At 65.3% G+C, this 24,209-nt stretch carries 20 protein-coding genes; 11 read left to right on the forward strand and 9 right to left on the reverse strand.

Annotated features, from left to right (window positions below; genetic code table 11):
* Positions 1-62: 62 nt before the first annotated feature.
* Positions 63-986, forward strand: a complete 924-nt coding sequence (locus KI794_RS13315) for a LysR family transcriptional regulator (protein WP_119284974.1) — start codon at positions 63-65, stop codon at positions 984-986.
* Here the strand turns inward: KI794_RS13315 and ypfJ are convergent.
* Entirely contained in the window at positions 983-1,873 is an 891-nt protein-coding gene (ypfJ, locus tag KI794_RS13320; RefSeq protein ID WP_255808377.1) for a KPN_02809 family neutral zinc metallopeptidase, read from the reverse strand. The genes KI794_RS13315 and ypfJ overlap by 4 nt on opposite strands.
* A 17-nt stretch (positions 1,874-1,890) precedes the next feature.
* A complete protein-coding gene (locus tag KI794_RS13325; RefSeq protein ID WP_255808378.1) occupies positions 1,891-3,582 on the reverse strand; it encodes a DUF885 domain-containing protein in 1,692 nt (563 codons plus the stop codon).
* A 64-nt stretch (positions 3,583-3,646) separates the two neighbouring features.
* Here KI794_RS13325 and KI794_RS13330 point away from each other — a divergent pair, with 64 nt between their 5' ends.
* Positions 3,647-4,240 (forward strand): cupin domain-containing protein, encoded by a 594-nt coding sequence (locus KI794_RS13330; RefSeq protein ID WP_119284977.1) that lies wholly within the window; start codon positions 3,647-3,649, stop codon positions 4,238-4,240.
* Positions 4,241-4,254: 14 nt separating this feature from the next.
* Here the strand turns inward: KI794_RS13330 and KI794_RS13335 are convergent, their stop codons facing one another.
* Positions 4,255-5,004, reverse strand: a complete 750-nt coding sequence (locus KI794_RS13335) for a DUF1028 domain-containing protein (RefSeq protein ID WP_255808379.1) — start codon at positions 5,002-5,004, stop codon at positions 4,255-4,257.
* Positions 5,005-5,117: 113 nt separating this feature from the next.
* On the opposite strand from KI794_RS13335, the gene KI794_RS13340 reads away from it, so the two are divergent.
* The 4 genes from KI794_RS13340 to KI794_RS13355 are packed head-to-tail and all read left to right on the forward strand — an operon-like array spanning position 5,118 to position 10,160.
* On the forward strand, positions 5,118-6,656 hold the full coding sequence (locus tag KI794_RS13340; protein WP_255808380.1) for an ABC transporter substrate-binding protein: 1,539 nt from the start codon (positions 5,118-5,120) through the stop codon (positions 6,654-6,656).
* Positions 6,653-7,636, forward strand: a complete 984-nt coding sequence (locus KI794_RS13345) for an ABC transporter permease (protein ID WP_255808381.1) — start codon at positions 6,653-6,655, stop codon at positions 7,634-7,636. The genes KI794_RS13340 and KI794_RS13345 overlap by 4 nt, the downstream gene beginning before the upstream one ends.
* Positions 7,633-8,547: an ABC transporter permease gene (locus KI794_RS13350; protein ID WP_255808382.1), complete on the forward strand. Its 915-nt coding sequence runs from the start codon at positions 7,633-7,635 to the stop codon at positions 8,545-8,547. The genes KI794_RS13345 and KI794_RS13350 overlap by 4 nt, the downstream gene beginning before the upstream one ends.
* Complete coding sequence (locus KI794_RS13355) at positions 8,544-10,160, forward strand: ABC transporter ATP-binding protein (RefSeq protein ID WP_255808383.1); 1,617 nt, start codon at positions 8,544-8,546, stop codon at positions 10,158-10,160. Before KI794_RS13350 ends, KI794_RS13355 begins: the two co-directional genes overlap by 4 nt.
* On the opposite strand, the gene KI794_RS13360 is transcribed toward KI794_RS13355, so the two are convergent.
* Together KI794_RS13360 and pip are read right to left on the reverse strand one after the other, a co-directional pair.
* Positions 10,157-11,074 (reverse strand): glutaminase, encoded by a 918-nt coding sequence (locus tag KI794_RS13360; RefSeq protein ID WP_119284983.1) that lies wholly within the window; start codon positions 11,072-11,074, stop codon positions 10,157-10,159. The genes KI794_RS13355 and KI794_RS13360 overlap by 4 nt on opposite strands.
* A 30-nt stretch (positions 11,075-11,104) precedes the next feature.
* Positions 11,105-12,082, reverse strand: coding sequence for a prolyl aminopeptidase (pip, locus tag KI794_RS13365; protein ID WP_255808384.1), 978 nt, complete (start codon positions 12,080-12,082; stop codon positions 11,105-11,107).
* A 115-nt stretch (positions 12,083-12,197) separates the two neighbouring features.
* Between pip and KI794_RS13370 the strand changes: the two genes are divergently transcribed.
* Genes KI794_RS13370 through KI794_RS13385 form a run of 4 tightly spaced genes read left to right on the forward strand, consistent with a single transcriptional unit; the run spans position 12,198 to position 14,512 of the window.
* Positions 12,198-12,524 (forward strand): PadR family transcriptional regulator, encoded by a 327-nt coding sequence (locus tag KI794_RS13370; protein WP_304941395.1) that lies wholly within the window; start codon positions 12,198-12,200, stop codon positions 12,522-12,524.
* Between the two features lie 49 nt (positions 12,525-12,573).
* Positions 12,574-12,954: a DUF1048 domain-containing protein gene (locus tag KI794_RS13375; protein ID WP_119284985.1), complete on the forward strand. Its 381-nt coding sequence runs from the start codon at positions 12,574-12,576 to the stop codon at positions 12,952-12,954.
* Positions 12,951-13,751, forward strand: coding sequence for an ABC transporter ATP-binding protein (locus KI794_RS13380; RefSeq protein ID WP_255808385.1), 801 nt, complete (start codon positions 12,951-12,953; stop codon positions 13,749-13,751). Before KI794_RS13375 ends, KI794_RS13380 begins: the two co-directional genes overlap by 4 nt.
* Positions 13,748-14,512 (forward strand): ABC transporter permease, encoded by a 765-nt coding sequence (locus KI794_RS13385; RefSeq protein ID WP_255808386.1) that lies wholly within the window; start codon positions 13,748-13,750, stop codon positions 14,510-14,512. The genes KI794_RS13380 and KI794_RS13385 overlap by 4 nt, the downstream gene beginning before the upstream one ends.
* 72 nt (positions 14,513-14,584) lie before the next feature.
* On the opposite strand, the gene KI794_RS13390 is transcribed toward KI794_RS13385, so the two are convergent.
* From KI794_RS13390 to KI794_RS13400, 3 genes are all read right to left on the reverse strand, one after another.
* Positions 14,585-16,663, reverse strand: a complete 2,079-nt coding sequence (locus tag KI794_RS13390) for an acyl-CoA dehydrogenase family protein (RefSeq protein ID WP_255808387.1) — start codon at positions 16,661-16,663, stop codon at positions 14,585-14,587.
* Between the two features lie 216 nt (positions 16,664-16,879).
* A complete protein-coding gene (locus tag KI794_RS13395) occupies positions 16,880-18,580 on the reverse strand; it encodes a DEAD/DEAH box helicase (protein WP_255808388.1) in 1,701 nt (566 codons plus the stop codon).
* A 3-nt stretch (positions 18,581-18,583) separates the two neighbouring features.
* The gene (locus tag KI794_RS13400) at positions 18,584-22,081 is read right to left on the reverse strand and encodes an efflux RND transporter permease subunit (protein ID WP_255808389.1); all 3,498 of its coding nucleotides are present in this window, start codon (positions 22,079-22,081) and stop codon (positions 18,584-18,586) included.
* A 65-nt stretch (positions 22,082-22,146) separates the two neighbouring features.
* On the opposite strand from KI794_RS13400, the gene KI794_RS13405 reads away from it, so the two are divergent.
* Positions 22,147-23,442 (forward strand): DUF445 domain-containing protein, encoded by a 1,296-nt coding sequence (locus KI794_RS13405; RefSeq protein WP_370647820.1) that lies wholly within the window; start codon positions 22,147-22,149, stop codon positions 23,440-23,442.
* A 48-nt stretch (positions 23,443-23,490) separates the two neighbouring features.
* Here the strand turns inward: KI794_RS13405 and KI794_RS13410 are convergent, their stop codons facing one another.
* A complete protein-coding gene (locus tag KI794_RS13410; RefSeq protein WP_119284992.1) occupies positions 23,491-24,135 on the reverse strand; it encodes a hypothetical protein in 645 nt (214 codons plus the stop codon).
* Positions 24,136-24,209 lie beyond the last annotated feature (74 nt).

The following is a 24,209-nucleotide window of genomic DNA, read 5'->3' on the forward strand; positions in this document are numbered from 1 at the left end:
GTTCAGAACAAGATTGTCTTTCTTCAGATTTGATTAAGCTAGAGCTAAATAAAGGAGGCGCTGTGGAGATCTACCAACTCGAGATTCTGCGCGAACTCGGCACCCTCGGCAGCGTCACTGCGGTCGCCGACAGCCTGCGTGTGACCCCCTCCGCGGTCTCGCAACAGCTCAGCGCACTCCAGCGCGGCTTCAGGGCCCCACTCACCCGCCGGGACGGACGCACCCTCGTGCTCACCGAGGCCGGCTATGCGCTCGCCCGGGCCGGCACCGGCGTCATCGAGGCGATGGCAGCCGCGGCGGGCGCAGTCGAGGCCTTTGAACAAGAGCCCTCGGGAGTCGTCACAGTCAGTGGCTTCCACAGTGCCTCGCAGGCAATCTTCGGCGGACTGCTGAGCGAGCTGCGGGACATCGCCGCCGCCCCCGATCTCAGGCTGTCTGACGAGGACGTGGCGCAGGAGGAGTTTCCGCTGCTTACCGCAAGCTACGATCTGGTGATCGCGCACCGCCTTGAGCACAGCCCGCCGTGGCCCGAAACCGGGCTCAAGGTCATCCGGCTCGCGCAGGAGCCCCTCGACATTGCGCTCCCAGAGGGGCACCCACTCGCCGACCGCGAGCAGCTCACTCCAGCCGACGTCGCTGGCGAGGCCTGGGTCACAAGCCGCGCGGGCTACTCCCCTGACGACCTGCTCGGCGCCATCGCTGCCGTCGCAGACCAATCAGTCAAGGTCGTGCACCGTATCAACGACTACGGCTCAGTCGCCGCAATTGTCGCCACGGGCGATGCTATCGGCATGGTGCCGCGCTACACCGTCGGCTCAGCCCTTGCAGGGCTGGTGCTCCGACCGCTCGCTGGCGTCAACGCGACCCGCGCAATCGACATGCTGACACGCCCGGAGACACTGCACCGCCGCTCAGTGCAGGTCACGGTCACGGCGCTGCGCACCGCGATGAACAGACTCGTACAGGCGGGCGAAGCGAGGCGCTAGAGCTGGCTCGCTGGCACGTCGAACGTGCCACACGATGTCGGCCCCTGCTCGTAGCCGGTCATGAACCAACGCTGTCGCTGCTCGGAGGTGCCGTGCGTGAACCGCTCGGGATCAACGCGCATACCCGAGGACTGCATGATGTGGTCGTCGCCAACCGCGGCAGCAGCGCTCAGGGCATCGTTGATTTCAGACTGGGTGACGGGCTTCAAAAACGGAACGCCACTGTCGTCGGTGACGGTCTGAGCCGCCCCGACCCACGCACCCGCGAAGCAGTCGGCCTGCAGCTCAAGCCGCACCGAGCCCGACGTCGCGCCGGATTCGCGGCCCGCCTGGTTGAGCGAACCGGTGATGTTCGAGATGTGGTGGCCCCATTCGTGCGCGAGCACATACATCTCGGCAAGCGGTCCGCTCGAGGCGCCGTAGTCCGCGCGCAGGGTGTCAAAGAAGGCGGTGTCGACGTAGATTCGCTCCTCGGGCGGGCAGTAGAACGGACCAGTCGCGGCAGACGCGGTGCCGCACTGCGACTGGGTCTGGCCGCTGAAGAGCGCGACGGGCTGCGGACTGCGATAGTTGCCGACCTGAGTGTTCCAGTAGCGGTTGAGAGAATCGCTCGTCGCGGTCATGCGGCACTCAACGTTTGCGTTCGCGTCGGCACCCGTGTTGCAGTTCTCGACCGCAACGATCTCTTCGCTCGACGAGCTGCCACCGCCCGAGCTCAGCGCCGGCGCGAAGCCAGTGAGGTCAATTCCGAGCAGCTGTGACCCGAGAAACAGCACGAGCATGAGCCCAATGCCGCCACCGCCGACAGCCAGGCCGGTTCGGCGTCCGCTGCCGCTGCGCTTCTGCACCTGACTCGTGTCGATGCGAACGTTCTCGTTGAATGTCATGCTCGAATATTATCCCGTCAGCGGCGCATCGCCCACTGCAGGGTGTCGAGACCAAGCGTGCCAAGTGAGAGCGCTCGATCGTGAAACGATGCAAGCGTGAATCCCGGCTCTCGTTCTGCCTCCGCCCGCAGCCCGAGCCACAACCGTTCACCCAGCTTGTAGGAGCTCGCCTGGCCGGGCCAACCGAGGTACCGGAGCACCTCGAACCGCAGCGCCTCGGGGCGCATCGTCACGTTGTTCGCCATGAACTCGTACACGCGCTCAGCCGTCCAGACGCCGCCGTCTGGTGCGCGCTTACCAAGATGCAGGCCGATGTCGACGACCACCCGAGCGGCACGCATCCGTTGCGCATCGAGCATGCCGAGGCGGGCCCCGGGATCCTCGAGAAACCCAAGCTCGACCATGAGCCGCTCGGCATAGAGCGCCCAGCCCTCGAGGTGACCGGATGATCCCGCCCGGGTGCGCCGCCAGGCGTTCAACGTGTCCCTGCGGGCGACGGCGCCGCCGAGCTGCAGGTGATGTCCGGGCACGCCCTCGTGGTAGACCGTTGTAAGCTCGCGCCAGGTTCGAAATTCAGTCACTCCTGCTGGCACGGTCCACCACATGCTGCCCGGCCGACCGAAATCATCGCTGGGTGCCGTGTAGTAGATCCCGCCCTCCCGCGTCGGAGCGATGCGGCAGTCCAGCCTGCGGAGCTCGCTCGGGATCGCGAAGACCGGGCCGTCGAGAGCCTCAATGGCCTCGTCGCTCCGCTCCTGCAGCCACCGCTGCAAGGCGGCCTCCCCGTGAACGATTCTCCCGGGGTCTTCGTCGAGCAGAGCGATCGCCTGGGCCGGAGACGCTCCCGGCGAGATCTCAGCGGCCACCAATCGTTGCTCACCGGCTATCCGGTGGATCTCGGCGAGTGCCCACTCGTAGCACTCGTCGGCGTCGATCTCGGTGCCGAGGAAGTCTCGGGCGGCAAGAGCGTAGTTGTCGCGGCCGACGGCATCGCCTGTGTGAGTCTTGGGTGCGAGCCGCTCCCGCAGGTACCTCGCGAACGACGCGTAGGCGCGCGCGGCGCCAGCGGCTGCCGCACCGACCTCGGTTGCCAGAGCGCGGCCCGCCGCCGGCCAGGTGCGGGCTTCATAGGCGGCGGCCTCACCAAACCCTGGGAAGTACTCGGCCGCAAACCGATCTGCCTGAGCCGCGACGGCGAGCACCTGCCGCCGGGCGGGGCCGTTGCCGCGGGTCGCGCCGAGCTCCAGGGACTGCACATACCCAGCCAGCGCCGCAGGCACCGCAGCGAGTCGCGTGGCGATCGCGGTCCAGTCACCCTCCGTCGCCCGTGGCATGAGGTCGAACGCCTGACGAATGAGTTGTGCGGGCGTCTCGAGCACGGTCAGGTCTCGGAGCACGTGGCCTGCCTCGTATCGTGCGACCTGGATATCGAGCCGATCGCGCAGCTCGCGCGCCGTCACGGCGTCAGTACGATCGAGCGGGGTCGCACGCTCAAGTTCGATGAGCACCGCCCGGGCCTCGGCTGCCGCATGCGCAGCACCCTCAGGCGAGTAATCTCCAAAGGTCGTCGCCGATTCTGATCGACCGAGCTTCGTTCCGAGCACCGGATCGAGCGCGACCTCGGTGTCGAGCCAGCGCTCGGCGACAGCGTCGATTTCCGTGACGTGTCTGGAGCCAGAGGCCGCTCCGACTCGCTGCTGAATACTCATGGTCCGGTCACCTTTCTGCGGCGCCGGTGTGGGAGTGACCCGGCTGGGAGATTAGTCTGAGGGTGTGAGCAAGGAACGAGACGCCCCGAACGCAGAGGTCGCCGCACTGGGTCGCGAGCTGCGCGACGAGCGCCAACGGCAGGGATTGAGCCTGAATGCGTTGAGCCAACGCTCGGGAGTGAGCTTCGGCCTGATCAGCCAGCTCGAACGCGGCCTCGGCAACCCGTCGTTTCTCGCGCTGAAGCGGCTGACCGAGGCGCTCGGAATCCCGATCTCGCGCTTTCTTGACGGGGGCGCAGACCGCGACGACCTCGTGGTGCGCGCGGACGAGCGCACGCTGCTTCCGGTGCTCGAGAGCGAACCCAAAAGCCAGCTCGTCGTTCGCGAGTTGCTCACACCGGGCCGACGATCGTCGCTGCAGGTCATTCGCAGCACGCTGCCGCCGGGCTTTACCAACGAGGGCAAGGCGTTCAGACATCTCGGAACAGAGTGCGTTGTCGTCGAGTCCGGGACGCTCACGGTTGTTCATGGTGAGCGACGCGTTGTGCTGGAGCCGGGAGATGCCATGACGTACCCATGCTCGGTTCCGCACTGGTGGGCGAACACGACCGCAGAGCCGTGCGTCGTGCTCGGTGCAGTGACCCCGTTCGAGCAATAGCACCAGCCTGCGAGTCATCTGCCTGCCGCTCGGCGCTCGGCAAGGGCGAGCTCGAGCAGCCTCGCCAGCTCGTCGATCGGTCGCTCGTGATCATCAGCGCGTAGGTCGATCGCGAGCGGCTCGTCGTCCACCTCTACCGCATTCCAGGTCGCGGTTCTGCCCGGGCTGGACTGCCCGGTAGGTGTCGCCCCGGAAGGTACTGGTGAGACGCCGACAAGGATCGCTGCCGATTGCCTGCCACGAAGGTCTCCCCCTGCGGCGTCACCTGCGGCGAGCGCCGCGAGTACCCGTCGCGAGAAGTTCGCGAGTGCGCGGTCCCCCTCGGAAACGTCGAGCGCCGACGCATTCGTGCCTTCCGGGTAGCGTTCAAACGCGACGCACATTGCCTCGACAACCTCTGGCCCGGGAAGCAGATTGCCGAGCACGACGAAGCCTGCACCAGATTCACTTCCCGCCCACGCGGTACAGGCCTCGCCGGTGTGCGCCGCCGCGGCACCGTCCGCCGCCACGACCGCTGCCTGTCGCCATGCAGCGCCTGCATCCCACTCGGGGATTCGCGCGACGGCGCTCGATGGGGAGTCCCCCGCGGCGAGCGCGTCGAGCAGTCGTGAGCGAAGAGAACGGTTTGTGTATGCCTGGCTCGCTGCGGCGCCAATGCCGACTCTTACCGCCGGCACGCCAGCACCCACCGCGAGCGAACGACTCGCCGTTGCCGCGGCGAGGAGGCCCTTCGTTGGATCACTCGCCAGGATTGTAAATGTCATGTCGCTGCTTTCTCAGGTTGACGCGAGCCCGTTTTCGATGTTGACTATCGCAATAATGATGATTCCATCATAAAAATGATAATTCCGCCCACTCACGCAGAGGATCAGTGCCGATGAAGTCACGCACACTACTCCCAGGAGTCGCCCTACTGGGCGCCCTCGTTCTCGCAGGTTGCTCGACAGGCACCGCTGTCGACCTCGACGGTGGGAGCGCTGGCAGCACGCCAGGATCCGTGCTGTCGGCGGCAATCGCGGGCGAACCTGACCAACTCGACCCACACAAGACCACCGCCTACTTCTCGTTCGAGGTGCTCGAGAACGTCTTCGACACGCTCGTGCAACCCGACGAGAACCTCGAAATGCAGCCGGCGCTTGCCGAAAGCTGGGACCTCAGCGACGATCAGCTCACGTGGACCTTCCACCTCCGCGAGGGTGTGACATTCCACGACGGCTCACCGTTCACCTCAGCCGACGTCGCATACTCGCTCAGCCGCATCATCGACGAGGAGCTCGCAAATGCTTGGCGTCTCAGCGCCATCACAGGGATCGAGACCCCCGATGACGCCACAGTCGTCATCACAGTTGCCCAGCCGACCCCGAACCTCCTCTCAAGCCTTGGCGGGTTCAAGGGCATGGCGATTGTGCAGCAGGAGAACGTCGAGAGCGGCGACATCACCACGAAGCCGATCGGCACCGGGCCGTTCTCACTCACGAGCTACACCCAGGGCGACAGCATCAAACTCGCCGCGAACCCGGACTACTGGGACGGGGCACCCGAGATCGGCGGCGTGACGTTCTCGTTCCTCTCGGAAGGGAACACCGCCATCGCCGCGCTGAAGAGCGGAGAGATTGACTGGACTGACTCGATCCCCGCCCAGCAGATCGAGCAGCTTGGCGGCGACTCTGCCCTTGAAATCGGAGTTGAGCCGAGCACCGACTATTGGTATCTCGCACTGAACGAAGAGCACGAACCGTACGGCGATGTCCGTGTGCGCCAGGCAATCGCCTACGCCATCGACAGAGACGCGATCGCCCAGGTCACCAGCTACGGCACCGCGGCGACGAACCAGCTCGCCATCCCCAAGCAGAGCGCCTGGTACACCGAATTCGACGAGTTCAGCACAAACGTCGAGGAGTCCAAGAAGCTGCTCGCCGAGGCAGGAGTCGACGGGTCGTCACTCACCCTCGACCTACTCGCCTCCTCGGACTACCCAGAGACCGTCACCGCCGCGCAGGTCATCGCCGATAATCTCGCCCCACTCGGAATCGACGTCTCGATCCGGCAGCCCGACTTCGCGACGTGGCTCGACGAGCAAAACAGCGGCAACTTCGACATGCTCATGATGGCTTGGCTCGGCAACATCGACCCGGACGACTTCTACTACGCGCAGCACCACTCGAAGGGCGCGAGTAACGCACAGGGATACAGCAACCCCAAGGTAGACGAGCTGCTCGATGCCGGTCGGACCGAGACGAACGTCGACGCCCGCAAGAAGCTCTACGACGAGGCGGCGACACTCATCGCCCAAGAGGCAAGCTACATTTACCTTTACAACCCCTCGGTTGTGCAGGCCTGGCTCCCCGCAGTTGAGGGGTACGAAGTGCGCAGCGACAGGGCAGTCCGATTCAAGGATGTGAGCCTCGCCGAATGACGTCCACGCTGACGAGCCGAATCACAGGCTCGGCGACCCTGCGCTTCCTCGGGAAGCGGCTGCTCCACACATTCGTCGTGCTGCTCGGCGTACTCGTGCTCGTGTTTACGCTCATTCACCTGGTGCCGGGCGACCCTGTTCGAATCGCGCTCGGAACCCGGTACACGCAGGAATCGTATGACGCGCTTCGGGCCGCCTCGGGACTCGATAGGCCGCTCATCGAGCAGTTCTTCGCGTACGTCGGTCACGCCATCACAGGTGATCTCGGCGTCAGTTTCAGAAATGGTCAGCCGGTCACCGAGATCCTGCTCGAGCGGCTCCCGGCAACGCTGTCGCTCGCCGGCGTCGGGATGCTCATCGCGCTCCTCATCTCGATTCCTGCCGGAACGTTCTCGGCGCTGAAGGAGGGCACCGTTGGCGACGGCATCGTCCGAGTCTTCAGCCAGTTCGGTGTCTCGATTCCCGACTTCTGGATGGGCATGCTGCTCATCACGCTGTTTTCGACAATCCTCGGCTGGCTGCCGCCGTCTGGCTACGTCGCGTTCGGCGAGGATCCTGGCGAGTGGCTCAGGCGTGTGTTTACTCCCGCGCTGACAGTTGGCCTCGTCGCAGGTTCGATCATGACCCGCTATGTTCGGGGCGCGGTGCTCGAGGTCGCGGAGGCGGCGTACGTGCGCACGGCACGCTCGAAGGGTCTGCGACCCGCGGTCGTGACTGGCGTCCATATCGCCCGCAACGCCTTCATCCCGATTCTCACGATCACCGGCATCCAGCTTGCAACGATGCTCGGGGGTGTGCTCGTCGTCGAGGTCGTGTTCGCCTGGCCCGGGCTCGGCCGGCTCGTCTACGACTCGGTCGCCTCCCGCGACTACCCAGTCGTGCAAGGAGCGGTGCTGCTCATCGCCATCGCTTTCCTCGTCGTCAACCTCATTGTCGACGCACTGTATGCCCTCATCGACCCGAGGATCCGACTGTCATGACCGCTCCAGACACCGTCGCAATCGCGACCGCGCCCGCACTCGCTGATGGCAGTCGTCCGTCGGCCTTCCGACTGTTCCTCCGAAGCCCGGTGAGCCTCGTCGGTAGCATCGTGCTCCTCGTGATGATCGCTGCGGCGATCCTCGGGCCGGCACTGGCGCCCTACGGCGTGAACGAGACCGATATCGCCGGAGCGCTGAGGCCGCCGAGCGCCGAACACTGGTTTGGAACCGATGACCTCGGGCGAGACGTATTCTCGCGCGTCGTCATCGCCGCCCAGGTGTCGCTCCGTGTCGCGGTCGTGAGCGTCGCGATCGCGCTCGTCGTCGGGGTGCTCCTCGGCATCATCTCGGGCTATGCGGGCGGCTGGGCCGACGGTGTTCTCATGCGAATCGTTGACGTGATGTTCGCGTTCCCGATGCTCATCCTCGCGCTCGCGATTGTCGCGGTGCTCGGCCCCGGCGCAAACACCGCAACAATCGCGATCGGCGTGGTCTACGTGCCGATCTTCGCCCGCGTCGCCCGCGCCAGCACGCTGAGCGTGCGCTCAGAGCCGTTCGTTCGGGCGTCACAGACGATGGGAACGGGAGCCGGCAGGATCCTCGCGAAACATATCCTCCCGAACATCTCGGGTCCGATCATCGTGCAGACCTCACTTTCGCTCGCCTTCGCGATCCTGTCCGAGGCTGCACTCTCGTTCCTGGGTCTCGGCGTACAGCCGCCGCAGCCGTCGTGGGGCCGCATGCTCTTCGAGGCACAGTCCTTTCTCGGTTCTGCATGGTGGCTCGCTGTCTTCCCCGGCCTCGCGATCTTTCTCACCGTACTGTCATGCAACCTCGTCGGCGACGGCCTCCGTGACGTCCTCGACCCCAAGCAGCGCAGCGTTATCGAATCAAGGAGTGCTCGCCGATGAGCCAGACAAACACCCCGGTACTCTCCGTCCAAGACCTGTGCGTCACCATCGGCGGGACCGAGCTCGTGCACGGTATCTCGTTCGACGTCCACGACGGCCAGACCACCGGCATCGTCGGCGAGTCAGGTTCCGGCAAATCACTGAGCGTCCTCAGCGCCACCCGGCTGCTCGATCTCCCGCACCAGCGGGTGACCGGGCGGTCGCTGCTCCGCGGCGACGACCTTGTCACCGCCCCGAAGGCGCAGCTCAGGCGCGTGCACGGGCCGGAGGTGGGGTTCGTGTTCCAGGATCCAAGCACCTCCCTCAACCCGCTCCTCACGCTCGAACGGCAGCTCACGGAGGGCCCAGAGGCGCACCTCAGGCTCAGCCATCGCGCGGCACGCACCCGCGCGATCGAGCTACTTGAAGCCGTCGGACTCCCCGACCCAGAACGCAAACTGCAGGCGTATCCACACCAGCTCTCCGGCGGGCAGCGCCAGCGCGTGATGATCGCAATCGCGCTCGCCTGCGACCCCTCGCTACTCATCGCGGATGAGCCGACGACGGCGCTTGACGTCACGACGCAGGCGCAGATCATCGACCTCATCCGGGAGATGCAGCGCGAGCGCGGCATGGCGGTGGTGTGGATCAGCCACGACCTCGGGGTGATCGGGCAGGTCGCGACCGACGTCACCGTGCTGTACCGGGGCGACGCCGTCGAGCAGCAGCCGGTGCTCGATCTCTTCGACCGACCCGAGCACGACTACACGAAGCGGCTGCTCGCGAGCCGCCCCTCGCTGTCGAGTCCGCCACCCGAGCCAGCGCCCGTCGACGCCCAACCCGTACTCGAGGTTGCAGGCCTCAACGTCAAGTTTCCGGTGAAGTCCAAGACGGGCACAACCTGGGTGCACGCGGTGCGCGACGTGAGCTTCACGATCGCCCGCGGCACCACGCTCGGCCTCGTCGGCGAGTCAGGGTCTGGCAAGTCAACGATTGCCGGTGCGCTCACCGGGCAGGTAACTCCCGAGAGCGGGTCGGTCTCCCTCGGAGGCGCCGATGTCCTGACCGCCCGCGGAAAAGATTTGCGCAGCATCCGACGACGGCTCGCCATGGTCTTCCAAGACCCGTTCTCGGCACTGAACCCCCGAACGACGGTCTCAGAGGCGATCTCCGAGCCGCTCATCGTGCACGGCCTGCGCGAGGGCAAGCGCGCCCGCGCGGCCCGCGTCGCCGAGCTCCTCGAACAGGTCAACCTGCCTGCATCGTTCGCATCGCGCTACCCGCACGAGATGTCTGGCGGGCAACGGCAGCGGGTGTGCATTGCGCGCGCGCTCGCCTGCGAGCCTGAGCTCCTGGTCCTCGACGAGTCGACCGCATCTCTTGACGTTTCGATCCAGGCCGACGTCATGGATCTCCTGGGGCAGCTCCAACGCGAGCTCGGCTTGGCCTATCTCTTCATTGCACACGACCTCGCCGTCGTGCACGAGATGAGCCACGAGGTCATGGTGATGCGCCGTGGCGAGATCGTCGAGGCTGGCCCAAGCGAGGAGCTCTATGGGGCACCCCAGCACGAGTACACGCGATCGCTCCTCGCCGCGATCCCACCCACCAGGCCGGCCGCCGCGCTGAGCTAGAAGATCGACCAGTCGGTGCGCGCCGTGAGCTCGGCGAGCGCCGTCATGCCAGTCAGCGAGTTCCCCGAACCGTCGAGGCCCGGCCCCCACACGCAGATTGAGCACACGTCGGGGACGATCGCGAGGATGCCGCCGCCGACTCCGGACTTCCCTGGCAGGCCAACGCGGTAGGCAAACTCACCAGCCGCGTCGTAAAACCCTGAGGTCAGCATCACGGCGTTCACGCGCCGGGCCTGGTTCGAGCTCAGCAGCCGAGAGCCGTCAGCGCGCACGCCGCGCCGGGCGAGGAACGCACCGGCCGCGGCGAGATCCTCGCAGGTCATCGCGATCGCGCACTGATCGACGTAGCGTGCGAGCACAGCGTCGACGTCGTTGGTCAGATTCCCGAAGCTGCGCAACAGGTGCGCGATCGACGAGTTCCTGTCTGAATGGCTGAGCTCGGAGGCGGCCGTCAATGCGTCGACGGAGATGGCCGGGTTTCCTGACTCGGCCCTGACAAACTCGAGCACGGGCGAATCCTCGCCGGGGGTCAGGCCCAGCAGGTGATCCGCGACGACGAGGGCGCCCGCGTTCATGAACGGGTTCCGAGGGATGCCGCGCTTGTACTCGAGCTGCGCGAGCGAGTTAAACGCGGCGCCCGAAGGCTCGCGATTCACGCGCTGCCAGATCTCATCGCCATCCGCAGCCATGACGAGCGCGAGCGAGAAGACCTTCGAAATACTCTGGATCGAGAAGTCGACCGCGGCGTCACCAGCGGCGAATCGCTCGCCGTCCGTCGTCATGACGGCAATCCCGAACTGGTCGGGGTTCACTGCCGCGAGTCGCGGGATATAGTCGGCGACGCTTCCGCCGCCCATGACCGGCCGAACGGCCTCGTGCACCTCGTCAAGTACGCCCTGCAGATCACTCGCCATAGTGCCCCCAGTTTAGCGAAAAGCCCCAGCTCACTCCAGGTTTTTTGCGAAGCGATCCGTCGCGCGCACGAGCGCATCGACGATGCCAGGCTCGCTTGCGGCGTGCCCCGCATCGGCGACAATGTCGAACGAGGCCTCGGGCCAGGCGCGGTGGAGATCCCACGCGGTGCGCGCCGGCGTGCAGACGTCGTAGCGCCCCTGCACGATCGCGCCGGGGATGCCTGCAAGCTTGGCCGCGTTCGCGATGAGCTGCCCGTCTTCGAACCACCCGTTGTTCGAGAAGAAGTGGTTCTCGATGCGAGCGAACGCGACCGCGCCGGCGACGTCGGCGCGAGCTTCCGCGATGACCTCGGCGTCCGGGAGCAGGCGCACGGTCGCGTTCTCCCAGACCGTCCAGGCGACGCCGGCGGGCACGTGCACTGCAGGGTCAGGATCGGTGAGCCTGCGGCGATAGGCTGCGACAAGGTCGTCGCGCTCCTCCTCGGGGATCGCTGCAAGGTATTCCTCCCAGAAGTCGGGGAAGAGGTGCGAGGCGCCATCCTGATAGAACCAGTCGATCTCGCTCTTTCGCAGCGTGAAGATACCCCGCACGACGAGCTCGGTAACCCGCTCAGGGTGCGCCTCCGCATAGGCGAGCGAGAGCGTCGAGCCCCAGGAGCCGCCAAACACGAGCCACTTGTCGATACCAAGGTGGCCGCGCAGCCGCTCGATATCGGCGACGAAGTGCCAGGTGGTGATCGCCGACATGTCGGCGTCAGGCGCGCTCACGTGCGGAGTGGAGCGACCGCTTCCCCGCTGCTGCAGGAGCACGATGCGGTAGCGCTCAGGGTCGAAGTAGCGTCGGTAGTCCGCCGAGAGCACGCCGCCTGGTCCGCCGTGCAGGAAGATGGCTGGCTTCCCCTCGGGGTTCCCGCAGACTTCCCAGTACACCTCGTGGCCATCGCCGACGGGAAGCATCCCGTGATCGTATGGCTCAATGGGCGGGTACAGCGTGCGCAGTTCAGTCATTCCCCCAGCCTAGGGTGCCCCGCAAGCACCGGCTTGGTACTCGGTCTTGCTAAGTAGCGGTACTTAGTGTTACTTTATAGCGGTAGTCATTCACGCTAAGTAGAGGAGGTTGAGGTTGGCAAACCAACTCACCGAAATGCTGAAGGGCACCCTCGAGGGGATCGTTCTCGCGTTTCTTGCCACAGACCCCGCGTACGGGTACGAGATCACCACGCGCCTGCGCGACGAGGGGTTCGAAGACATCGCCGAGGGCACGGTGTACGCGCTGCTCGTGCGCATCGAGCAGCGCGGGCTCGTCGACGTTGCAAAGGTTCCGTCCGAGAAGGGGCCGCCCCGCAAGGTCTATTCGATTAATGAAACCGGACGCGCACAGCTCGCGGAGTTCTGGCAGACCTGGGACTTCCTAGCCGACCGCATCGCCCGGCTCCGCCCTCCGGCCTAGCCAGGCACCACCATCGAACACACACAAACACATTTTCAAGGAGACAATCATGGCCGCAAAGTGGATTGAAATGCTCACAGGCTCGCTCGAGCAGAAGAAGCAGTACCGGGAGCACATGGCGCGCCTCGACGCGCTTCCCGCCCCATACGGGGAGGCCGCGAAGGCAGTACAGCGCTACCTCACCTACGCTGGCGCCGCAGAAGACGGCGACACCCTCGTCACGATGATCGGCGATCACGTCGACCTCTGGGAACGGGCGGCGGTCGACGGCACCCCGGTCCGAGCGATCGTCGGAGACAACCCAGTCGAGTTTGCGGAGGAGTTCGCCAGGGCCTACGCGGGCAAGCAGTGGATCGACCGCGAGCGCAACCGGCTGACGCAGGCGATCGATGCCGCCGAGAAGAAACAACAGGAAGGTCAGGACTCATGACCGTCACGCACGCGGCCGCCATCAGCGTCGCGGGGGTCACAAAGTCATTCGGCGAACTCGCCGTGCTCCGAGGCGTCGACTTCGAGGTGAAGCCCGGCAGCATCTTCGCGCTGCTCGGCTCGAACGGTGCCGGGAAGACGACGCTCGTTCGCACCCTCGCCACGCTCACCGCGGCCGACGCGGGCAGCGCCATGGTCGCGGGCCACAGCGTCGCCGGGGCGCCGGCTGAGGTGCGCCGGGCGATCAGTCTGACCGGGCAGTTCGCCGCGGTCGACGAGATCCTCACAGGCCGTGAGAACCTCGCACTCATCGCGCGGCTGCGCCACCTCAACCGCCCCACCGAAATCGCCGACACGATGCTTGACAGGTTCGCGCTCACAGAGGCGGGCGACCGCAGGGCAGGGACCTACTCGGGCGGAATGCGACGCAGACTCGACATCGCGATGAGCCTCATCGGCGACCCGCAGGTGATCTTCCTCGATGAGCCGACCACGGGCCTCGACCCGCAATCGCGCATCGAAGTCTGGCAGACGATCCGAGAGCTCGCCCGAGGCGGCACCACGGTGATGTTGACAACTCAGTACCTCGACGAGGCGGAGCATCTCGCCGACCAGATCGCGATCCTGCACGAGGGCAAGATCATCCAGAACGGCACCTTGACCGAGCTCAAGGCCCTCCTGCCCGCCGCGAAAGTCGAGTACGTCGAGAAGCAGCCCTCCCTTGAGGACGTGTTTCTCACTCTTGTAGGCGAGGCCCCCGGGACGCCCGGAACAACCCGAGGAAAGGAACGGCCATGAGCTCGCATGCGCTCACGGATACAGGCGCGCTCACCGCGCGCTCGCTGAAGCACATCCTCCGAAGCCCCGACACGATCATCACGACGGCGGTCACCCCCGTGGCGCTCATGCTGCTCTTCGTCTTCGTACTCGGTGGCGCGATCAACACGGGCTCCAGCGACTCGTACATCAACTACATGTTGCCAGGCATTCTGCTCATCACGATTGCCTCAGGGATTGCGTACACCGCCTACAGACTGTTCCTCGACATGCAGGGCGGAATCTTCGAGCGGTTCCAGTCGATGCCAATCGCACGGTCGAGCGTGCTGTGGGCGCACGTATTCACGTCGCTCGCAGCCAACCTCGTTTCGATTGGGCTCGTGATCGGGGTGGCTTGCCTCCTCGGGTTCCGCACGAACGCGTCGTCTGTCGCGTGGCTCGCCGTCATCGGGATTCTCACCCTGTTCACGCTCGCGCTCACCTGGGTTGCGGTCATCGCCGGCCTGTCCGCGAAGACTGTCGACGGCGCGAGTGCGTTCAGCTACCCGCTCATCTTCCTGCCGTTCATCAGTTCCGCCTTCGTCCCGACAGCGAGCATGCCCGGACCGGTCGCCTGGTTCGCCGAGCACCAGCCAGTCACGGCAATCGTCGATTCGATCCGCAACCTGTTCGCAGGCGATCCCGTCGGGAGCGAGCTCTGGGTCGCCCTCGCCTGGCTCGTCGGCATCCTCGCGGTCGCGTACGGCACGGCGATCCTGATCTACCGGCGAAAGATCAGGTAGCCCCCAGCCATACGACAGCGCCCCGCAGCCAAACCGGCTGCGGGGCGCTGTCTGTACTGCGTCGTGCGGGAGTCAGCTCGCCGTCGCGGCGGCCTTCTCCGCTGCTTTCTCAGCAGCCTTCGCCTGTGCGCGAAGCTCCTTCTCGTGGACAGGCCAGAGACCGGCTGCCCGCTGCTCGTCGACGTAGTTCTGCGCCTCCTGCTGGCGCTCCTCCTCTATGCCAGTCGCGATCTCCGCGCGCAGTAGGGCGTCGTCAAGGCCGAAGGCGTCCACAAGGTCGAGCGCGTGCTCGCGGATACGGCCAAGCAGCCTATCGATGTACGCAGTGACCGACTCGGCGCGCTTGCCCGACATGCGTCCGTGCACGAGGTACCACGTCATGTTGCGCTCGATGACCGTGAGCCCGAACAGGTCGCGCAGCCAGGTCATCACCTGCTTCGTGCCCGGATCGCTGAGCTTGTCGACTTCCTCGGTGAACGCCTCCCACTGGAGCAGTTCAGCATGGGCGCGAGCGGCCTCGATGAGCTTGTGCTGCTGGGCATTGAACGCGTCTTCGCTGCGCGCGGCACGCTCAGCCTTCGGCACGTCCTTCGTTGCGTCGCGCAGCGCGCTCGCGACCTCGGCGACCATCGTCTCGACGCGGTCCGTGAGCAGCTCTCGCTGCGACTCCGCGCTGCGGAAGCTCTCGACCGAGCGAGCAGTCTGCCCGAAGTCGACGATGCTCTGGCCAAGCTGACGGAGCCCGAACCGGCTCACGCGGTCGCCGATCTGGCTCGCAGCAGCTCGGGCGAGCGCGGCCTTGTCGCCGCCCTTGAACTGCGCGGCGTAGTCAGTGAGCAGGCGCTTGCCGACGAGCTGCAGTAGCACAGTGTTGTCGCCCTCGAACGTGACGTAAATGTCGAGGTCGGCGCGCAAACCAGTCAGACGGTTCTTGGCCATGAAGCCCGCGCCGCCGCACGCCTCGCGCGCTTCCTGCAGCGTGTCGAGCGCGGCCCACGTCGAGAGCGATTTCAGCCCGGCGGCGAGGGTCTCGAGATCCTCACGGTTCTCATCAGTGTCCTTCACACCAGAGAACACCTCATCGAACACGGTGAGCAGCCGCTCGTGCGCGAACGCCATCGCGTAGGTCTCAGCAAGCCGCGGAAGCAGCCGCCGCTGGTGCTGGCCGTAGTCCATGAGCACCGTCTCGCGTCCCGATGCGCCAGGGAACTGGCGGCGCTGCGTGCCATAGCGGATCGCGATGGAAAGCGCCGCCTGCATCGCGCGCACGGCCGAGCCGTCGAGCGAGACGCGGCCCTGCACAAGCGTGCCAATCATCGTGAAGAAGCGCCGACCCGGGCTCTCGATATGCGAAGAGTAGGTGCCGTCAGCAGTGACATCACCGTAGCGGTTGAGCAGGTTCTCGCGCGGAATCCTGACATTCGTGAAGTGCAGGCGGCCGTTGTCGATGCCGTTCAGGCCGCCCTTCACGCCGTCGTCTTCGCTGCCGACACCGGGCAGCAGCTTGCCGTCAGGTGTGCGGATCGGAACGAAGAACGCGTGCACGCCGTGGTTGACGCCGCGCGTGATGAGCTGCGCGAAGACCACGGCGGCCTGACCGTGAAGCGCCGCGTTGCCGAGATAATCTTTCCACGCGCCCTTGAAAGGGGTGTGGATCTCGAACTCCTCGGATTCCGGATCGTAGGTCGCAGTCGTGCCAATGGAGGCGACATCCGAGCCGTGCCCGATCTCGGTCATCGCGAAGGCGCCGGGGAGCTTCAAACTCATCACGTCGGGCAGCCACTTCTCGTGGTGCGAGCGATTGCCGAGGTGCAGGATCGCTGAGCCAAACAGCCCCCACTGCACGCCACCCTTGATCTGCATCGAGGGGTCCGCGAGCACGAGCTCCTGGAACGCTGCGACGTTTCCACCGTGATTATCGCCGCCGCCAAGATACTTCGGGAAGGCGCGCTGAATCGCTCCCGCCTCGACAAGCTCATGGAGCTGGCTGAGCACCCGGATCCGGTGCTCATCCATCGGCTGCCCGGGAATCGTGTGCAGGCTCGGCCGTGAGCGCACGAGCTCCCTGGCTTCGAGGCGCTCGGTCTTCCACTTTCCGAGGAGCGCGTCGCTCACCTGCTGGACGTTGATGCGAGGGGCGTTGTCGGCCATCGATATCTCCAATTCGACCTGACGGCAGAGCCAGCCGGGAGCGAACGTCCACTGAGGTCGCCCGAGGGCCCGCCTGCCCTGATTATGGAGACAGGTTATGTCGACGTCGAGAAACCATCAACCGGCTCCGGGGCAGTCAACAACGAGTCCCAACAAGCCGAAGTTTGGACTTGTGCCAAATCTACAAATCCGGAATACGTTCCCTGTGCGGTATCTCTACTTGCGTCCGCTCGACTTTGGCCGCTTCTTAGGCTCGTACGCCTCGAAAACAAGCGGCTCAATGCCCGCTTCGTCGAGCATCTCCCGCGTCCGCTTCTGCCATGTCCGCGGGATAAGCGTTACCACCTGGCCCCCACGGCCTGCCCTGCCAGTTCGACCGGACCTGTGCACAAAAGTCTTCGCCTCCTGCGGAGGATCGAGCTGCACGACTGCGTCCACGTCGTCGATGTGAATACCTCGGGCCGCAACATCAGTCGCGACAAGCACGCGCGCCTTGCCAGTTGAGAACTCTTTCAGGTTGATCTCCCGGCGGGCCTGGCTGAGGTTGCCGTGCAGCGATGTCGCAGACACCCCCGCGGCGAGCAGCTCTTCCGTGATGCGCTCTGCATCCGCACGGGTCCGCGAGAACAACATCACTCGCCCAGGGATCTTCGCGAACTCAAGCACCGCCGCATCCTTGTCCTCGCGCATCACCATGTACACGCGGTGCGGCACCGTCGACACCGTTCGCGCGATCTCGTGCGCCGCGGGGTCTACGAGAAACTCGCCAACGAGCTCTTCGACGTCGCGGTCGAGTGTCGCCGAGAAGAGCAGCCGTTGGCCACCTCGTTCGGTCTGCCGCAGGGTCCACTGTGTCTCTTCGAGAAACCCGAGCTCGCAGAGATGATCTGCCTCGTCCACGATCGAGATCTGCACCTCGCGCAGGTCAAGCTTGCGCCGCTCGACGAGGTCACGGATGCGCCCCGGCGTGCCAATGACGATGTCGACGCCGCGCTCGAGGGCGTGCACCTGCGGCTCGCTCGGCGCTCCACCGACGAGCTGCGCGGTGTAGAACCCGACGGAGCGCGCGAGCGGCTGCACCGTGCGGTCGATCTGCAACGCAAGTTCACGCGTGGGGGCGAGGATCAGTGCCTTCGGCTTCCTGGTGGCGCCAGCCGATCCGCGCGAGACGCGCTCGCCACGCTTGGCCTGCTTGGGCTTCTTCGCTGCAGGCTCACCAAGCTTGCCCTCTGCTTTGAGCACGAGAAGCCGCTCGACAAGCGCTGCGCCGAATGCGATCGTCTTACCCGATCCTGTTTCGGCCCTGCCGAGCACATCGCGGCCTGCAATCGTGTCGGGAATCGTCGCAACCTGAATCGGGAACGGCGAATCGGCGCCGAGCTCGCCAAGTGTGCGCACGAGGTTCTGACCAAGGCCGAGATCTCGGAAGCTCCGGCCAGATGCGTCTTCGGCAGTCCAGACTTTCGGCGTGAAGTTTTGCAGGTTCTCTCCTGCCGGGCGTAGCCGCTTTGAGCCACGCTCGGACCCGCCGGGCCGCTGGGCGCGATCCTGCTGGGCTGCACCACGGCCGGCCTGGCCGCCCCTGCCGGCCTTGCCGCCGCTGCTGCTCTGTCCGCCGCGGGCGTCCCCGCCGCCTCTCGCGCTCTGGGCGTCCCTGCCGCCGCGGGCGTCCCCGCCGCCAGCAGAAGACCTGCGATCTGCCCTATCAATGCCCGAACCCCTGGAGGTCGGCATACCTTCTGCAGATTCAATATCTTGTGCGCCACGACGCCCACGATCCGAGCCACCCGAACCGCCGTGAGCTTTCTTGCCACCAGCGGCCGCTGCGGCGCCACCGTACTTGCGCTTCGGAGCCCTGGAGCGGTTCGGATCGTAGTTTGCCGGGGCCTTAAACCCTCTGCGCTTCTTCTGTGCCATGAGTTAGCTATCCCGCCCGTCTGTGGTGGCCGGGCGTTCATCGTCAGTGTCGGAGCCGGACGCAGATTCGGCCTCGGGCTGCGGCGGCTCGACGGCAGCGGGCGCGGCTGGATCCGAGTGTTCCGACGCAGCCAGTGCCGCGTGGTCAGACACCGCTGAAACCGCATTGTGCTCAGGAATCCCGTGCTCAGGCACGCCCGCCGCATCCGGAAGCGCCCCGAGGTCAGCCTCGATCGCTCCCCCGTGCGCACCAGCCACAGCGAGCTTCGCGGCGCGCCTGGTTGCCCGGCGCTCACGCGATTCCTCGCGCTTGCGCTCAACGAGGTAGTAGAGCGTCGGCAGTACGACGAGCGTCAGCACTGTCGATGAGAGCAGGCCACCGATGACGACAACTGCCAGCGGCTGCGAGATGAACCCGCCCTTGCCCGTGATGCCAAGCGCCATCGGCGTCAGCGCGAGGATTGTCGCGAGTGCGGTCATGACGATCGGCCTGAGACGCTGCAGCGAACCGTGGAGCACTGCGTCGCGCAGACTGTCGCCACGGTCGCGATACTGGTTCACGAGGTCGATCAGCACAATCGCGTTCGTCACGACAATGCCCACAAGCATCAGCACGCCGATGAGCGATGCGACGCCAAGTGGAATACCAGTCGCGATGAGCAGCAGCATCGCACCGGTCGCGGCGAATGGCACCGAGACGAGCAGCAGGAGTGGCTGTAGCAGGCTGCGGAACGTCGCAACCATCACCACGTAGACGATCAGGATCGCGGCGAGCAGCGCGATGCCGAGCTGCTGGAACGCTTCCTCCTGCTGTGACATCACGCCGCCGATGCTGGCGGACGCGCCGACGGGAAGATCAACGCTCTCGAGCGCGGCGGTGACCTGCACACCGGCGGCTCCGAGGTCGTCGCCCTTCGGAAGCGCAGACACCGTCACCATTCGAACGTTGTTCTCCGTGCGCACGGTCACGGGGCCGTCGGCGATCTCCACCGTCGCGAGCTCGTCGAGCCGCTTTTCACCGGCCCCAGTCTGAAGCTCCAGCGCTTTCACTCCTTCGACATCAGTCGGGGCTGTACCGAGGTCGAGGTATACGTTCACTGTTGAGTCGTCGATCGTGATGCGTCCGACCTGGCTCGGCTGCATGCTCTTCGCCGCCATGCCGCCCACCGCAGCCTCACTGAGCCCGGCCTCGGCGGCCTTCTCACGGTCAACCGAGACGCGAACGTAAGGCCGCGACATCGCGAGGTCACTCTCGACCTGCTGCAGCCCGTCCTGCTTCTTGAGGGCGGCGACGATGTCGTCGCTCGCCTCGGCGAGGGTTTCTTGGTCTTGCGCGGTCACGTTCACCTCGATCGCGCTCGACATTGACATGCCGCCGCCCGATTGACCGATCGCGAAGTCGCCAGCGTCCGAGATCTTATCGACGGCCGCGCGAATGTCGTCCTTGGCCTTCGCCTGGTCCGCGTCAGGGTCGAGCGTGAGCGAGTAGTTAATCGCTCCGTCGCCACCACCGCCGAACATCGCCATCATGCCGCCGGCCGAGCCGATCGTCACCTGGACGGTCTCGACCTCGTCGAGGGCTGAGAGTGCGTCTTCGACGCGTTCAGCCTGGGCGAGCTGCTCGTCGAGGCTCGCGCCTGGCGCCAGCGTCTGCGTGAGCCCGACCGAGTTCTGTTCGTCCTCGCTCATGAATGTCGTCTTCATGAGCGGTGTCGCGAGCACGGTGCCAGCGAGCACGAGCACCGAGAGGATCAGGGTGATGCCAGGCTTGCCGAGCGTCCACTCGATGATCGGGCGGTAGCCGCGCGCGAGCCAGTTGCCGCGGTGCTCGTTGTTCGTCGAATCAGCTGCGTCGGAGCCAGCAGCGGGGGCGGGCTTCGCCTCCGGCTTCAGGAACCAGTATGCGAGCACGGGAACGATTGTCAGCGACACGAGCAGCGACGCGGCGAGCGCAATCGTCACGGTGAATGCGAACGGCCTGAACAGCTCGCCGACCATGCCGCTGACGAAGGCCATCGGCAGGAATACGGCAACTGTCGTGATGGTCGCGGCCGTAATCGCACCAGCGACTTCGCGAACCGCGCGGAGGATCGCTGTCGCCCGATCCTCCCCTTCGACGAGGTCTCGTTTGATGTTCTCGATGACGACGATCGAGTCGTCGACGACGCGGCCAATCGAGATCGTGAGCGCGCCAAGCGTAAGCATGTTCAGCGTGTAGTCGGCGAAATTCAGTCCGACGAATGCGAGCAGCACCGAGGTGGGGATCGAGATGGCCGTCACGAGCGTCGCACGGACCGACATCAGGAAGACGAGGATCACGAGCACGGCAAACACGAGACCGAGCAGGCCCTCCGTCGTGAGCGACTCGATGGACTGCTCCACGTAGGGGGCCTGATCGAAGATCACGTTCAGCTTCACATCGCCGAGCTGCGTTGAGAGCTCGTCGAGCTTCTCCTGCACGACGTGCGAGACCTCGACTGTGTTCGCCTGTGACATCTTCGTCACTGCAATCGTGAGCGCGGGTTCGCCGTTGATACGCGAAATGCTCGTCACTGGGTTCGCTTCAAGCTTCACGTCGGCGACGTCGCCGATGGTGACGACATCGGGTAGCTTCGGCGCGGCGACGGCTTGGTCTGCGTCGGGCGCCTCGGTCGGCGGGAGTTGTGTACCTGGCTGCGCCTGTGCCTGTGCGGCCTGTTCAGCGAGCTGCTGCTGTGCCTGCAGCGCTTGCTGGTACGCCATGAAATCTTCGGTGCTGCGTGGCACCGGGATCGACGCGATGTCCTCAGCCGAGGTGAGCTCGGAACCGAGCTGCACGGCGAGCGTGTTCGTTTCGTCGTCGACAGTGCCGCCAGCGATGAGCACGCCGCTCTGCTGCAGCGCGTCCGTGATCCGCTGCTGGCTCATGCCAGCTTTGGCGAGCATGTCGGCGTTCGGAACGATGGTCACGCGGTCGCCGCGTGCACCCGACAGCTGCGCCTCTCGAACACCGTCGAGGTCGCCGATCTCCGGGACGACGACGCGCTCGATGAGCTTCGCGGTTTCTTCAGGATCCTCGCCGCTCGGGGGCGTGACAGCGATCTGAATCACGGGCAGGTCGTCGACGCTGCCGGCCACGACCTGCGTGTCCGCGGTCTCCGGAAGCATCTGCGAGATCCGGCTGACGGCGCGTTCGACCTTCTGCTCGGTGGCGGCGATGTCCACGCCGTAGGTGAACTGCGCGAGCACTACTGACATGCCTGTGCTCGATGTGGCCGTCGTGCTCTCGAGCTTCGGTACGCCGCGCAGCGCGGTCTCGACGGGACCCGACACATCGTTATTCACAACGTCTGGCGAGGCCCCGGGGTACGTCGTGATGACGGCGATAGCGGGGAACTCCACCGATGGCATGAGCTCCTGTTTGAGGGATGACATTCCGAGAAACCCGAAAACGGCGGCCACGATCGTCACGAGCGCAATGAGTGCCCGGTTTTTTAGGCTGAGCACTGTAAGAAACTGCATGTAGGAAATTATCCCACGGCTGACTGATAGCTTCGCGGAGATACAAGAAGTCGCATAATGGAGGGGTGCCACTGTTGAACCGACGTACGCTCGGAGCCGTCACCCCCGCCGACTTCGACCGTTTGCACGCGCTGAGACGGATGCAGGGCATCGCTGTCGGCCTGCTGATCCTCATGGCCGTCGTGTTCGTCTTCGCCTTTGCCTTCCAGGAGCGAATCCCCTGGCTCGGGTATGTCAGGGCCGCGAGTGAAGGCGGCATGGTTGGTGCGCTCGCGGACTGGTTCGCTGTGACGGCGCTGTTCAGACACCCGCTCGGCGTGCCTATCCCGCACACCAACCTCATCGCGAACAAAAAGGACGAGATCGGTGAGGGGCTCGGGGCGTTCATTGAGGAGAACTTCCTCGCCGACGACGTTGTGCACGACAAACTCTCCCAGATCAGCGGCGCGCGAATGGCTGGAGCCTGGCTTCGCGAAGCGGGGAACGCGAGGCGCGTGAGCGACATGGCTGCGGGCATCGGCCTCGGCGCGCTCACCGTGCTCGACGATCGCGACGTGCAGGATCTGGTTGAGTCGCTCGTGCGACGCCACATTGTTGACCCTGAATGGGGGCCGCTTCTCGGTCGGGCAACGGAGTCGTTCGTGACTGGCGGCCACCATGAGTCCCTCGTGGACCTCGCCGCGAGCCGACTCGAGTTGTGGCTCGTGCAGCACCCGCAGGCGTTTGACAAGGTCATCTCGTCACGGCTCCCCCAGTGGGTGCCGAGCATCGTCGACAAGTTCGTCGACCAGCGGTTGCACGCCGAGGCAGTGAAGTTCCTGCAGAACGTTTCAGCGGATGCGAACCATCCTGCACGCGCAGCAATCACCAAGTTTCTGCACGATCTCTCACGAGACCTCCAAGAGCAGGAGTCGCTGCAGCAGCAACTCGAATCGTTCAAACGCGAGGTCTTTGATAGCCCGCGAATTCGAGATCTCGCGGCGAGCACGTGGCAGACAGCGCGCGCGGCGATCGTCGACATGCTCGAGGACCCCGAAAGCGAGCTGCGCAGCCGCATCACTGCCGCAGTCTGCGATTTCGGGCGCAAGCTTGAAGAAGATGCAACGCTGCAATACAAGATCGATGTCTGGGTGATGAAGGTCGTCGAGTACCTCGTGCGAACATACAGGCACGATCTCGCGCAGGTCGTCACTGATACGGTCCAACGCTGGGACGCAAATGAGGCGGCTGAGAAGATCGAGCTGCAGGTCGGCAAAGATCTGCAGTTCATCCGCATCAACGGCACCGTGATCGGATCGCTCGCGGGCCTCGGTATCTTCACGATCGCGGAGCTCATCATCGCCCCTCTTGCGGGCCACTAGCCTCGCAGGAACGCCCGGAGAGGCCGCAGCGGCGCTGCGAACACCCGGCTACTCTGTGTAGGCGAACGGCAGGAGCATGTCCTGCACCCGCTCTTTCATCGCGGTGTGGTCGCTCCGCGTAGAAATCGCGCACCGCGACACGGTGCAGTCAAGGCCCTCTACGGTCGGCTCAGGCACAGTGAGCAACACCTCGAACGTACCCGTCGCCGCATCATCGTAGCCCTGCGTCGCAAAGGCGCGCCACGCCCAGTCGTTGGTGATCCAGGCGCTCGAGAGCGCCTCCTTCGCGGCGGCCTCGCCCTGTTCGGCGCCCTCGGGAATTCCCCCGAGGCAGGGGCCAGGCTTCACGTCGGGCGACGGCGGAATCGCACAGAAACCGACGTATATGCCGAGTCCGGCATCGAAGCCGCTCCCTGAGACGACAATCTGGTCGCCAGGCGCAAGCCCTTCGAGGTTCGCCGGTTCCCCGTCTGTCGTTGCGACCGAAATCGCCCGGGTTTTTCCGTCGGCGCCAGTTGCGCTCGACTCTGATTCGAAGCCCGTCGGGATTGTTTGCCCCGAGCTGCCGGTGTTCGAGTGCGTGAGAATTGGCACAAGAATCGCTGCAACGACGCCAAGAATCACGAGAAACAGCGCGAGAACTGAGAACAGAACGATGCGCTTTACCGAGCGGCGAGGTGCGGGCGAAGTCATGACCTCATGTTAGCGCCGCTGAGCGCGCTTCCCAACGTGCTAAGATCATGCCCATACGTCCATGATTGATTGAG

Source organism: Leucobacter aridicollis, from assembly GCF_024399335.1.
Lineage (GTDB): Bacteria > Actinomycetota > Actinomycetes > Actinomycetales > Microbacteriaceae > Leucobacter > Leucobacter aridicollis_A.

What these genes read in the sequence shown, in the direction of transcription:
- ypfJ (WP_255808377.1), bottom strand. Translation starts at nt 1,873, where the DNA reads ATGACATTCAACGAGAACGTTCGCATCGACACGAGTCAGGTGCAGAAG.
- KI794_RS13325 (WP_255808378.1), bottom strand. Translation starts at nt 3,582, where the DNA reads ATGAGTATTCAGCAGCGAGTCGGAGCGGCCTCTGGCTCCAGACACGTC.
- KI794_RS13335 (WP_255808379.1), bottom strand. Translation starts at nt 5,004, where the DNA reads ATGACATTTACAATCCTGGCGAGTGATCCAACGAAGGGCCTCCTCGCC.
- KI794_RS13340 (WP_255808380.1), top strand. Translation starts at nt 5,118, where the DNA reads ATGAAGTCACGCACACTACTCCCAGGAGTCGCCCTACTGGGCGCCCTC.
- KI794_RS13345 (WP_255808381.1), top strand. Translation starts at nt 6,653, where the DNA reads ATGACGTCCACGCTGACGAGCCGAATCACAGGCTCGGCGACCCTGCGC.
- KI794_RS13350 (WP_255808382.1), top strand. Translation starts at nt 7,633, where the DNA reads ATGACCGCTCCAGACACCGTCGCAATCGCGACCGCGCCCGCACTCGCT.
- KI794_RS13355 (WP_255808383.1), top strand. Translation starts at nt 8,544, where the DNA reads ATGAGCCAGACAAACACCCCGGTACTCTCCGTCCAAGACCTGTGCGTC.
- KI794_RS13360 (WP_119284983.1), bottom strand. Translation starts at nt 11,074, where the DNA reads ATGGCGAGTGATCTGCAGGGCGTACTTGACGAGGTGCACGAGGCCGTT.
- pip (WP_255808384.1), bottom strand. Translation starts at nt 12,082, where the DNA reads ATGACTGAACTGCGCACGCTGTACCCGCCCATTGAGCCATACGATCAC.
- KI794_RS13375 (WP_119284985.1), top strand. Translation starts at nt 12,574, where the DNA reads ATGGCCGCAAAGTGGATTGAAATGCTCACAGGCTCGCTCGAGCAGAAG.
- KI794_RS13380 (WP_255808385.1), top strand. Translation starts at nt 12,951, where the DNA reads ATGACCGTCACGCACGCGGCCGCCATCAGCGTCGCGGGGGTCACAAAG.
- KI794_RS13385 (WP_255808386.1), top strand. Translation starts at nt 13,748, where the DNA reads ATGAGCTCGCATGCGCTCACGGATACAGGCGCGCTCACCGCGCGCTCG.
- KI794_RS13390 (WP_255808387.1), bottom strand. Translation starts at nt 16,663, where the DNA reads ATGGCCGACAACGCCCCTCGCATCAACGTCCAGCAGGTGAGCGACGCG.
- KI794_RS13395 (WP_255808388.1), bottom strand. Translation starts at nt 18,580, where the DNA reads ATGGCACAGAAGAAGCGCAGAGGGTTTAAGGCCCCGGCAAACTACGAT.
- KI794_RS13400 (WP_255808389.1), bottom strand. Translation starts at nt 22,081, where the DNA reads ATGCAGTTTCTTACAGTGCTCAGCCTAAAAAACCGGGCACTCATTGCG.
- KI794_RS13410 (WP_119284992.1), bottom strand. Translation starts at nt 24,135, where the DNA reads ATGACTTCGCCCGCACCTCGCCGCTCGGTAAAGCGCATCGTTCTGTTC.